We start from the raw sequence: 12,491 nt of genomic DNA, 5'->3' as shown, positions 1-12,491 counted from the left end.
GGCCCGATCCATGCGCTGCCGCCGGGGCAGCCAGCGCCTAGACGAAACCCATGATCTTCTTGGTTTCGGCCATGATCGGTTCGGCGATCACAGCAGCCCGGGCGGCACCATCGACCAGCACGCCTTCGACATAGCCGGGGTCGGCCAGCAGGCGCACCATCTTGTCATTGATGGGGGCGAGCTTGGCCACGGCCAGATCAGCCAGCGCGTTCTTCAAGGCGGAGAATTGCCCGCCGCCGAATTGCTTCAGCACATCGGCCACGGTCACATCCGAAAGGGCCGCATAGATACCCACCAGGTTTTCAGCTTCGGCGCGGCCCTTGAGGCCTTCGGCTTCGGCCGGCAAACCATCGGCATCAGTCTTGGCCTTGCGGATTTTCTTGGCGATGTCGTCGGCGCTGTCGGTCAAGTTGATGCGCGACAGATCAGACGGGTCTGACTTCGACATTTTCTTGGTGCCGTCACGCAGGCTCATCACGCGCGTAGCCGTACCCATGATGACAGGCTCGGTGATCGGGAAGAATTCCACACTGAAATCATTGTTGAACTTGATCGCAATGTCGCGGCACAGTTCCAGATGCTGCTTCTGGTCGTCGCCCACCGGCACATGGGTGGCGTGATAGATCAGAATGTCGGCGGCCATCAGCACCGGATAATCATACAAGCCAACTGAAGCGTTCTCGCGGTCCTTGCCGGCCTTTTCCTTGAACTGGGTCATGCGGTTCAGCCAGCCGAGGCGGGCCACGCAATTGAAGATCCAGGCCAGCTCAGCGTGCTGATGCACGCGTGACTGGTTGAACAGAATGGAACGATTGGGATCAATTCCGGCAGCGATGTAGGCGGCGGCCACTTCGAGGGTGGATTTGCGCAAGGTGGCCGGGCCGCCCCAGACAGACGTGGCTTGCGTAATGGCGTGCAGATCCACCACGCAATACAGCGTCTCATGGGTTTCCTGCATCTTCACCCAGTTCACCATGGCGCCCAGATAATTGCCGAGGTGGAGATTGCCGGTGGGCTGCATGCCGGACAGCACGCGTTGCTTGAAAGCGGTCATGATCTATTCTCTAACTTCTTCTCAGCGCGCCCCTTAGCTCAGATAGGCGCCAAGCTCCAGTCAGTTGTGAGGCGCCGAAATAGCTGATGATTCCGGCGGCCACCAGCAGGGCAAGGCCGATGATGGCGCGCAGGATGTGGGCACCCGGATCAAAGGCGCCATCCATTAACAGGCCGACGTCAAACAAAGCCGCGGCCATGATGCAGGTGGAGAGGATCATGCGCGACAGGCGGAAACGGGCGGAACGGTCGAAAGTGAAATGGCCCAATTTGCGCAGGCGGAAATAGAGCTGCCCGGCATTGATCCAGGCGGCGATGGTGGCGGCGAGCGCAATGCCGACATGGCCCATGAAGCGCGACAGGGCGAGGCTGAGCACGATATTGACCACGACCGAGACAATCGCGAAGTTCATTGGCGTGCGGGTGTCTTCGCGCGCGTAGAAGCCGGGCTGGAAAACTTTAGTGAGTGAATAGGCCGGGAGGCCTGCGGCATAGGCGGCCACGGCGGGTGCTACGGCCAGTGTATCGCCCGCATGAAAGGCGCCATGTTCAAATACCGTGTGCAGGATGGGCGCACCGATTACCATCAAGGCGGCAGCGGCGGGCAGCGTGAGGAACAGCGAAAATTCTATGGCGCGATTGGAGGCATCGAGTGCGCCCCATTCATCACCGGCGCGCAGCTTGCGCGACAGTGTGGGCAGCAGCACCACACCGATCGCCACGCCGATGACGCCCAGCGGCAATTGATACAGGCGGTCAGCGTAATAAAGATAGGCCACAGCAGATGGAATGCTGGTGGCGATCATGGTGCCGATCACCAGATTGATCTGCATGATGCCGCCGGAAATAATGCCGGGCACCGAGCGCTTGATCACCAGTTTCACATCCGGCGTGAGGCGCGGCAGACGCGGCGTGAGCGGCATGCCAGCGCGGCTGCAGGCCACCGCGAGAAGCGCATATTGCGCAACGCCGGAAAGGGTGACGCCCACGGCGAAGATGTAACCGGTGAGCGGCGAATTGCCCGAACCCAAGGTATAAGCCAGCATGTTCGACAAGATCATCACGATGTTGAGCAGGATAGGTGCTGCCGCAGCGGCGGTGAATCTGTGCAGGCTGTTCAGCACGCCGCCTTGCAAAGCAGTGAGCGACATGAACAGCAGATAGGGAAAGCAGATCTGAGTGAGCAGTGTGGCCAGCGCTATTTTGGCAGGATCGCCCTTAAAGCCGGGTGCGATCGCATAGATCAGCCATGGCATGGCGGCGATGGCGATGACGGTGAACAGCAGCACCCAGGCGAGCAGCGCCGAGAACACATCGCGCGCAAACCGGTGCGCGGCGCGTTCACCCTCGCCTTCAACCTTGCGGGCAAAAAGCGGCACAAAGGCGGAGTTGAATGCGCCTTCGGCAAACAGTGTGCGGAACAGGTTCGGGAAGCGCTGTGCCACAAAAAAGGCTTCGGCAACCCCACCAGTGCCCAGCGTGAAGGCCACGAGCTGGTCGCGGATGAAGCCGAGTACGCGGCTGATGGAGGTGAACCCGCCAACTTTCGCGGCGGAGCGAATAACCGACATTTCTCAAGAACCTAAGCCGCGGTCACATGCACGGCAATAAAGGCATTAATGCGAAATGTTTAATAGGTCTTAACTCTGCTTTGGAGCGTCACTTGCAATCACGCAGCGCGGTCGCGGCCTGTGGGGGTCAAAACGCCGAGCAGCGCCTTTTCGATCTGCGCGATGCGGGTGGGGTTCTCGATCTTGGCGCCGGTCAAGTCGGTTACGTAGAAAACGTCCACCGCCTTTTCGCCAAAGGTGGTGATGTGGGCTGAGCCGATGTTCAGGTTGAGATGAAACAGCGCCTCGGTCAAGGCATGCAGCAGGCCAACGCGGTCCAAGCCACTGATTTCAATGATGGTATTCTTGTTGGACGACCCGTTGTCGAGTACCACGCGCGGCGGCACGGTGAAGGCGCGAGCGCGGTCTCTGTCCGGCAGGTGTTGTACGCGGGCCAGTTCTTCGCGCAGGCGCACCTGGCCGTAGAGCACGCGCCTGATCACTTCGCTAATGCGCCTGGCGCGGCGGTTTTCGTCCTCGTCGCCTTGGAATTCGCGGGTGAGCAGGATCGTATCCACCGCCATACCGTCGGTGGTGGTGAAAATATGCGCACCGATAATGTTGCCGCCGGCCGAGGCAACCGCACCTGTAATCATCGCCAGCAAGCGCGGGTGATCGGGCGCCAGTACGGTAATTTCGGTGATGCCGGAGAAGGCATCGGTGGTGATGTCGGTGACCACGTCACCTTTCACAGCTTGCGCGATCAAGGCGTGGTGGCGCAGCTGCCGCTCGGTCGGCACGTTGAGCCAATAGGCATCATAATGCCGGCTGGCGAGGCGCAGTTTTTCACTTTCATCGGTGATGCCAAGTTGGGCGAAGAAATTGCCCTGGGCTTCGCCCACGCGTTCCTTGCGCGTGATCGATGTGTGGCCGCCGGTGAGCACCGGCTCTGCTTCCACGTAAAGCGCGCGCAGCAGCTGGCCTTTCCAGCCATTCCATACGCCGGGGCCAACCGCGCGGATATCCGCGACAGTGAGGATCAGCAGCAGTTTCAGGCGCTCAGGCGTCTGGACGATTTTGGTGAAATCCAGAATGGTCTTGAAGTCATTCAGGTCACGCATCTGCGAGGTTTCACTCATCAGCAGATGCCAGCGGATGAGCCAGGCGACGAGATCGGTTTCATCCGCTGACAGACCCAGCCGCGGGCACAGCGCGCGGGCGATGCGTTCACCTGCCACCGAATGATCTTCGGTGCGGCCCTTGGCAATGTCATGCAGCAAGGTGGCCACATAGAGCGAGCGCCTTCCGGTCAGCGTCGGGAAAAGTTCAGCGGCGCGCGGGTGATCCTTGGCCAGTGTGCCATTTTCAATGCCGGTCAAGACGCCGACCGCGCGGATCAGATGCTCATCCACGGTATAATGGTGATACATGTTGAACTGCATCATCGCTACGACAAGGCCGAAATCCGGAATGAAGCGGCCCAGCACGCCAGCCTCATTCATCAGGCGCAGCAACGCTTCCGGTGTTTCGCTATCGCAGAGGATCGAGAGGAAAATCGCATTGGCCTGTTTGTCATTGCGCAAGCGGTCATCAATCAGGCGGAACGACTTGCGGATCAACTTCAAGGCATCGGGGTGGATTTCGAGAAAGTTATCGCCCGCCAGTTTGAAGATGCGCAACATGGCGACGGGATCGCGCGCGAAGACCTGATCATCGACCACCGAGATGCGGCCATTTTCCAGCTTGAAGCCATTGGGCAGGTTGAAGGCGTTGGTCTTCGCACCCGGCAGAAAGCGGCCGAAGAAACGACGCGACAGGCCGGGCACATCCTTCAAATGTTTCTGTTCGAGGCTGGCGCAGAAGATGCGCGTCAGGTCTCCCACATCCTTGGCGATGAGGAAATAGTGGCGCATGAAACGCTCCACCGCCTGCAGGCCGCCATGGGATTTGTAATGCAGGCGCTCAGCCAGTTCGGACTGGCGGTCAAAGCTCAGGCGGTCTTCGCCTCGCGTCGAGATGAAATGCAAATGACAGCGCACCGCCCAGAGGAAATCCTCGCATTTGAGAAATTTGTGCAACTCGGAAATCGAAAATGCACTCTTGTCCGCCAGTTCCTGTGGTGAGTTTGCATTGAACAAAAACTTGGCAATCCAGAACAGCGTGTGCAGGTCGCGCAGGCCGCCCTTGCCGTCTTTCAGGTCCGGCTCAACCGCATAACGGCTCTCACCACTCTTGGAATGGCGGGCATCGCGTTCGGCCAGTTTTTCGGTCACGAATTTCTTGGCCATCGTGGCCACGATTTCGGATTTGAAACGGCTGACCAACTCGCCAAACAACTTCTGCTCACCGCAGATATAACGCGCTTCGAGGATCGAAGTGAGAATGGTGTTGTCGGTCTTGGCGAGACGTAAGCAGTCATCGACCTGGCGTGTCGCGTGGCCGACTTTCTGGCGCGCGTCCCACAGCGCATAGAGCAGGAATTCGACGACTTCATTGACCTCCTTCGACGGACGCCCAGGCAGCAGGAAAAGCAGATCAATGTCAGAGCCCGGCGCCAGCGTGCCGCGTCCATAGCCGCCCACCGCGATCACCGCGAGATTGAGCCATGCGCCCGCTGCGATATGATCCAGCGCAAAGGCCCACATGCATTTGATGATCTCATCCTCGGCCCGCGAAATCGCTTCGGCGCAGGCGGTACCCCGGCCGTCTTTCAGCAACTGCGCTTCTGCCTCAGCGTGCGATTCAGCAAGGCAGATGCGGATCAACGCGGAAGCTTCATTGCGCAGCGTCAACCTGTCAGTGCTGGTGAGCGCCAATAGTTCCTGGCGGAATTTATCTATCGCTGGGGTCACGCGCCGTCCCTGGTGGATTTTTGGGCCAATTGCTTCAGCTCATAGAGCAAGCTCAGTGCTTCGCGGGGAGAAAGTTCATCGGGCGCAATCTTGCCGAGTTCGAGGCGCAGGCCATCGGGTTTGGCTTGAGAAGCAGGTTTCACTGAAGCTGCAAAGAGCGGCAATTCCTCGGCCAAGGCTTGCGCCTTGTTCTGGCCCTTGCCCTGTTCGAGACGCTTAAGCACTTCGCTGGCGCGCTGGATCACGGCGGGCGGCAGGCCGGCAAGTTGCGCCACTTGAATGCCGTAAGAGCGCCCGGCGGTGCCCGGCACCACTTCATGCAGGAAGATGATGTCGCCATTCCATTCACGCACTTTCATGGTGGCGCAATGGAGTTGTTTTAATGTGGCGGCAAGTGAGGTGAGTTCATGATAATGCGTGGCAAACAACGCACGCGACTGGTTCACATCATGCAAATGTTCCAGCGTGGCCCAGGCGATAGACAGGCCGTCATAGGTCGCCGTGCCGCGCCCGATTTCATCGAGGATGACCAGTGAGCGCGACGTGGCCTGATTGAGGATGGTGGCGGTTTCGATCATCTCTACCATGAATGTGCTACGTCCGCGCGCCAGATCATCGGCGGCGCCGACGCGGCTATAGAGCCTGTCGAGCACGCCGATATGGACCGAAGCGGCGGGCACGAAACTGCCCATCTGCGCCATGATGGCGATCAGCGCGTTCTGGCGCAGGTAAGTGGATTTGCCGGCCATGTTGGGGCCGGTCAAAAGCCAGAGGCGCTTGTGATCTTCCGAGAGATCGCTGTCATTGGGCGAGAAGGCGCGTTCACCGGACAGGCGCAGCGCATTTTCCACCACCGGGTGGCGGCCTGACGCAATGTCGAAACTGAGCGAGGCATCGACAATGGGTTTCACATAGCGGCTCTCGCGCGCCAGATGGGCCAGCGCGGAAAACACATCGAGGGCTGCGAGCGCGGCGGCGGCTTGTGAGAGCAGGCCGCGTTCGTTCACGACTTGCGCGGCGAGGCGGTTGAAGAAATCCAATTCCAGCGCCAGCACGCGGGCACCGGCCAGCGCGATCTTCTGTTCGAGATCACCGAGAGCCACGGTGGTGAAGCGCACGGCAGACGCGATCGTTTGGCGGTGGATGAAGTCTGATGCGGTGGCGCAGCTGCGCAAAATCTCAGCCTGCTGCGCGGTGACTTCGATGAAATAACCGAGCACATTGTTGTGCTTGATCTTGAGTGCTTTGACGTCGGAGGCTTCGGCATAATTGGCCTGCAGATTGGCGATCACTTGCCTCGTATCATCGCGCAGCTTACGGTTTTCATCGAGCTGGGCGTCGTAGCCTTCAGCGATGAAGCCGCCATCGCGCGCCAACAGCGGCAATTCATCGGCCAAAGCGCGGCGGATTTCTGCCGCCATCTCCAAGGGTGCGGCGTGGAGATCATCCATCACATGCGCCAGCAACTGCGGCAGCGGTGTGAGTGCATCTGGCTTGCGCAACACGGCCTTCAAACCATCTATGGCGACAATAGCGCTGGCAATAGCGGCGAGATCGCGCGGGCCACCGCGACCGCTGGTCATGCGTGACAATGCGCGTTCCAGATCGGGGATGCGTTTCAGGATCACGCGCAATTCGGCGTTCAGTGTTTCATCGCCAAAGAAGTGATCGACAGCGTCCAGTCTGGCATTGATGGCCGCGGCCTCTGCCAAAGGCGCGCTGACATATTCTGCCAGCAGGCGCGCGCCGGCAGCGGTAACGGTTTCATCGAGGCAGGCCAGCAGGCTGCCCCGGCGCTCGCCGCCCAGAGTGCGTGACAGTTCCAGATTGGCGCGCGAGGCGGGATCGATCAGCAATCCGCTACCTACTTTTTCCAAACGCGGCGGGCGCAGATGTGGCATGTGGCCCACTTGGGTAATGCGGATGTAATCCAGCAGCGCGCCCAACGCCGCAAGATCAATCTTCCTGAAATCGCCGAAGACATCGAGGCTTTCCACCGCGAAATGGGCCTTCAGAATATGAGTGGCACCGGTGCTGTCAAAGCGGCTGGCGGGCAGGCGTGTAACCGATGTGCCGGTGCCATCGACAATGCTGGAAATCGTGTCACTTTCCAGCACCGCGTCATTGACCAAGATTTCGGACGGCGCGAGGCGCGCCAGATCAGCAGCCAATCGCGCGCTGTCCGTGGGCAGCACCGCGAGCTTGCCAGTGGAAATATCGGCATAGGCCAGTGCCAGTTCGCCGGTGGATTTCACTCCTGTCAGGCAGGCGAGGTGATTGCTAGCCGATGAATCGAGCAGCGCATCCTCGGTCAAGGTGCCAGGGGTGATCAGGCGCACTACGTCGCGCGCCACCACCGATTTGTAACCGCGCTTTTTGGCCTCGGCCGGGTCTTCCATCTGCTCGGCAATGGCCGCGCGGTGGCCAAAGCGGATCAGCTTCTGCAGATATTGATCGAGCGCATGAACCGGCACGCCGCACATCGGAATATCCACCCCGCGATGCTTGCCACGCTTGGTCAGCGCGATACCCAGAGTGGCCGATGCCTTTTCGGCATCGTCAAAAAACATCTCGTAGAAATCACCCATGCGATAGAGCAGCAGCGCATCGGGATAGCCGCGCTTGATCTCCAGATATTGCGCCATCATCGGCGTGGACTGAAGATCAGCCTCGCTGCCTGATGTCTGGGGGATGGAATCCATGCCCTCCCTTAACAAAGGGCGGGCCTGCCGCCAAGCGGCTAGGCCGGCGCGCCGAAGCGGGCAAAATAGCGTGGATTGATCGCCGATACAGGCAGCACGATCAGCACGTCTACGCTGTTAAAATCATGATCGATGACGCAGCCTTCGCCGAAATGGCAACCGAGACGCAGATAGCCTTTGATCAGCGGCGGCAGAGACACCAGCACGCGCTTGGCATCGTAGGATTCGCGCGGCACCAAATCCATTTTCTGATAGCGGCTGGCGATGGCCTTCACCTGCCAATCCGGCGGCGTAACGATTTGCTGGGCGAGAAAGCTCAAAGGGCCTTTATGCGCGGCGGGATCAATGCCTTCGAAACTTGCGCAGCCCAGCATCACATCAATTTTGTGCTGACGCACATAATCCCAGATGCCCTGCCACAGCAGCTCGATCACCGCGGTGCCACGGCAGCGCTGCAGGATGCAGGAGCGGCCGAGTTCAAGGAAATGCAGATCGGGCTTGCGCGTCAGTAAGGGAGCGAGATCATATTCGCCGGAACTGTAGAAGGCGCTTGAATCAGTGCCCGGCTGGTGGCGGATCAGGCGGTAGGTGCCGACTAGATTGCCATCGCTTACCGGAAATTCCGATGCGGTTTCGCCGGCGGGCTCAATGACCAGAAGATGATCGGCGACGGGATCGAAACGGTCTTCATCCATGCCGCTGCGGCCTTGCAGGCTTGCACCCATTTCATCATGGAACACATGGTAGCGCAGCCTCTGGGCCATGGCGATTTCGCCGGGCGTTTCTGCAAACCGGATTTTCATCTCGTGGCGCTTAACGCCGGCGCGGTCATGCTGCAAGTCAATCTCCCATGGCTGGGCACGGTTGAGCTTACATTTGTGACAGATTCTTAAAGGCTAGGCCGCCTTCTGGCCGGACGCCTTGAACAGGGCGTTGATCTTTTCCTCAAGATCCAGCCGGTCAAAAGGCTTGGCCAGATGATCATCCATGCCAGCATTGCGGCAGGCCCTCACATCTTCATCGCGTGCGTTGGCGGTGAGCGCCAAAATGGGGAGGCTGCGGCGGTGCTGCAACCCTGGTTCGTTGCGCAAGGCGCGGGCCACGTCATGGCCGGTGAAATGCGGCATTTCCACATCGAGAAGAGCAATGTCAAAATGCAATTGTGAGTGGAGCACGTCCAGCGCGATCTTGCCATCGGCCACATGGGTGACGCGGTGGCCCAGGCGTTCGAGCTGGGTGCGGCTAAGCAGGGCGTTCACCGCATTATCTTCCGCCAGCAGCACTGAAAGCGCGAGGCTCGGTTGTGTGGGTGGTGCCGGCTTGGCCTTGCGCAATGTGGCGCTGGTTTGTTTGAGCGCCTTGCCATTATGGGCGGCGAGGCGGCCGAGCAAAGTGGAGCGCCGCAATGGATTCAGGAGATAGCCGGCGAAGGGCGCCTTCAGCAGATCGGGATGGGCGTGGCGCTCTTCTGCCTTCAGCATGACCCAGACATGTGCAGGTCCGCGCCGTTTGGAACGGGCCCAGGCGTGCAATTGCGCAAAATGCGGGCTGGCGCAGATCACGTGCTGCAAGGGATTGGTGGACTTCAGCGCCTTGGCCAGTTCGGCGCGGGTGGCGATGAAGCTGACTTTGGCGCCCAGCTCCGCCAGCGTTTCGGCGAGATGGGCGCGGGAAAAACCTTCTTGCATGGCCAACAGGTAATGGCGGCTTTCCAGCGAGTTGCGTGGCGCATCCTGGCCAGCGATGGATTTGACCGGCAGGAGCAAAGTGAACAGTGTGCCTTCACCCAGTTTTGAGGCGACATTGATACTGCCACCCAAAAACTCCACCAGCTTGCGGCTAATGGCGAGGCCCAGCCCAGTGCCGCCGAATTTACGCTGCGTCTGTGCATTGGCTTGCACGAAGGGTTCAAAGATGCGGGCCTGTTCTTCTTCGCTCATGCCGATGCCGGTGTCTTTGACCTCGATCTGCAGCCGGTCATGCGGCGCCATGGACAGGGTGATGGACACGCCGCCTTTTTCGGTGAACTTGATGGCATTGCCCGCCAGGTTGAACAGCAGCTGGCGCAGCTTCAACTCATCTGCAATGATTTCGGCGGGAACCGATGCGGCCACGCGGGCGGAAATCTCGATGCCCTTGGCATGGGCACGCGGCGCCAGAAGCTCGGTCACGCTTTCAACCAGCGCCACCGGATCAAGCAAGGCGCGTTCCTTGGCATGGGTTTCGGCCTTGGCGGTGTTGAGGATTTCATCAATGGTGGACAGAAGTGCACGCGCCGATGACTGTGCGGTTTCTGCGAAATTGCTTTGATGCGCCGTAAGGCCGGTTTCCGACAGCAGGGAGAGCATGCCGATGATGCCGTTCAGCGGGGTTCTCAGCTCATGGCTCATGGTGGCCAAGCGGTGGGATTTTTCATGCAGCGCCAATTCGGCGGCGGCGTTGCGCATGGCATGGCCGGAACGCAGCAGGAAAACCAGTGCCATCACCATGCCGAGTGAGAGGCAGGCGGCGATGCGCACCAGAGCCAGGCTTTCGTCATGCATCAGCAAAATGCCGGCCATGACCGCCAGGATTGCTGCGGCCACCGAGAGAGCGGTGATCGGGAGCCACAAGCCAAGAGGCAGCGGGGCTTCAGTGCTGGTCAGAACAGGTTCGGCATGCATGTCTGTCATCCTGCCACTTTGCAGGCAAGAGTGACTCGGAAGGCTTGCAGCCGCGCGACAAGGTTCAATCAGGGTAAAGGCGGAGTTAAGCGGCGGCGCGCAGGGAGGCCGCGCGCTGGCGGTAACTCAGCGCTTCTGCCAGATGGATGCGGCCGATATTTTCCGAAGCGGCCAGATCGGCGATACTGCGGGCCACGCGCAGCACGCGGTGATAGCCGCGCGCCGAAAGGTTCATCGCGTTAGCCGCGTCCGTCATCAGGGCTTGGCTGCCGGCATCGAGACTGGCGATCTGTTCCAGCACGCTGCCATCGGCCTGGGCATTGGTGCGGATGCGCTCGAGACCCATGGCGGTGAAACGTTCCTGCTGAATCATGCGGGCTGCAGCGACGCGGGCGGCTACATCCGCGCTTTTTTCCTTGGGCGGCGGCAGAGCCAGATCAATGGCGCGCACCGCGGCCAGTTCGAGCTGCATGTCCATACGGTCGAGCAGCGGGCCAGAAATTCGCGCCTGATAATCCGTCGCACAGCGCGGCCCGGTGCGGCATTGGTGGCCCGGCTCTCCGGCCATGCCGCATTTGCACGGATTCATCGCCGCGATCAGCTGGAAGCGCGCCGGATAAGTGACATGATAATTGGCGCGCGCCACGAGGGCTTCGTCATTCTCCATCGGCTGGCGCAAGGCTTCCAGCACGCGCGGCTGGAATTCCGGCAACTCATCCAGAAACAATACGCCGTGATGCGCAAGCGCCATTTCACCGGGCTTCGGTCTGATGCCGCCACCCACTAGTGCAGGCATGGAGGCCGAATGATGGGGTGAGCGGAACGGACGGCGCCTGGTGAGCTGGCCGTCTTTCAACTCGCCGCCTAGCGAGGAGATCATCGAGACCTCCAGCATTTCACGTGGATCAAGCGGCGGCAGGATCGAAGGGAGGCGAGCGGCCAGCATGGATTTGCCAGCGCCCGGCGGGCCGACGAGAAGCAGATGATGACCTCCAGCAGCGGCCACTTCCAGTGCGCGCTTGGCGGCTTCCTGGCCTTTGAGGTCGGCGAGGTCAGGCAGGGTTTCGTCCTGAATGGAAAGATGCGGCGCAGGGCGCGAGAGCAGCTGCGCGCCTTTCACGTGGTTGATCAGCTGCACCAGATTGGCAGGGGCCAGAATATCCAGTTTCTCCCCGGCCCAGGCTGCTTCGCGGCCTGAAAGTTTGGGGCAGATGATGCCGAGATCACGCGCCACCGCGGACATGGCGGCAGGCAATGCGCCGGAGACGGGAAGCAGCGCACCATCAAGACCCAATTCACCCAGCACCACGAAGCGCGAGAGAAAATCCGGCGGCACCACGCCGAGTGCTGAAAGAATAGCCAGCGCGATGGGCAGATCATAATGGCTGCCTTCCTTGGGCAGATCAGCGGGCGACAGATTGACCACCAGCCGCTTGCCCGGCAGGCCAAGGCCGATGGCATGCAACGCCGCGCGCACCCGTTCGCGGCTTTCGGAAATGGCCTTGTCGCCCAGGCCCACAATATTGAAATGCACCTGGCCGGACATGAACTGCGCCTGCACATCGACAGGCACAGCCTCAATCCCCTGAAACGCCACCGTTGCAACCCGCGCCGTCATTCGCGTTCTTCCTCAACTAGAGCTGAAACCCTAGACTTAGCCGCGAATCAGAG

The 12,491-nt window shown here is 60.2% G+C and carries 7 protein-coding genes; all 7 read right to left on the bottom strand.

Features of this window, described 5'->3' with window-relative positions; genetic code table 11:
* Positions 1 to 37: 37 nt before the first annotated feature.
* Positions 38 to 1,054 carry a tryptophan--tRNA ligase gene (trpS, locus tag F8B91_RS16050; protein WP_196504847.1) on the bottom strand — a complete coding sequence of 339 codons (1,017 nt, stop codon included), beginning with the start codon at positions 1,052 to 1,054 and terminating at the stop codon, positions 38 to 40.
* A 10-nt stretch (positions 1,055 to 1,064) separates the two neighbouring features.
* Positions 1,065 to 2,624: a murein biosynthesis integral membrane protein MurJ gene (gene murJ, locus F8B91_RS16045; RefSeq protein WP_196504846.1), complete on the bottom strand. Its 1,560-nt coding sequence runs from the start codon at positions 2,622 to 2,624 to the stop codon at positions 1,065 to 1,067.
* A gap of 98 nt (positions 2,625 to 2,722) precedes the next feature.
* Complete coding sequence (locus F8B91_RS16040) at positions 2,723 to 5,455, bottom strand: [protein-PII] uridylyltransferase (protein ID WP_196504845.1); 2,733 nt, start codon at positions 5,453 to 5,455, stop codon at positions 2,723 to 2,725.
* Entirely contained in the window at positions 5,452 to 8,157 is a 2,706-nt protein-coding gene (gene mutS / locus F8B91_RS16035) for a DNA mismatch repair protein MutS (RefSeq protein WP_196504844.1), read from the bottom strand. Before mutS ends, F8B91_RS16040 begins: the two co-directional genes overlap by 4 nt.
* A 38-nt stretch (positions 8,158 to 8,195) precedes the next feature.
* Positions 8,196 to 8,996 (bottom strand): GNAT family N-acetyltransferase, encoded by an 801-nt coding sequence (locus F8B91_RS16030; protein ID WP_196504843.1) that lies wholly within the window; start codon positions 8,994 to 8,996, stop codon positions 8,196 to 8,198.
* 57 nt (positions 8,997 to 9,053) lie between these two features.
* Positions 9,054 to 10,820: an ATP-binding protein gene (locus F8B91_RS16025; protein WP_196504842.1), complete on the bottom strand. Its 1,767-nt coding sequence runs from the start codon at positions 10,818 to 10,820 to the stop codon at positions 9,054 to 9,056.
* 85 nt (positions 10,821 to 10,905) lie between these two features.
* Positions 10,906 to 12,438: a YifB family Mg chelatase-like AAA ATPase gene (locus tag F8B91_RS16020; protein ID WP_196504841.1), complete on the bottom strand. Its 1,533-nt coding sequence runs from the start codon at positions 12,436 to 12,438 to the stop codon at positions 10,906 to 10,908.
* Between the last annotated feature and the right edge of the window lie 53 nt (positions 12,439 to 12,491).

The organism is Aestuariivirga litoralis (assembly GCF_015714715.1).
GTDB classification, from domain to species: domain Bacteria; phylum Pseudomonadota; class Alphaproteobacteria; order Rhizobiales; family Aestuariivirgaceae; genus Aestuariivirga; species Aestuariivirga litoralis_A.
The sequence above is the reverse complement of the archived record's forward strand: the minus strand, read 5'-3'. Positions and strand labels throughout refer to the sequence as shown.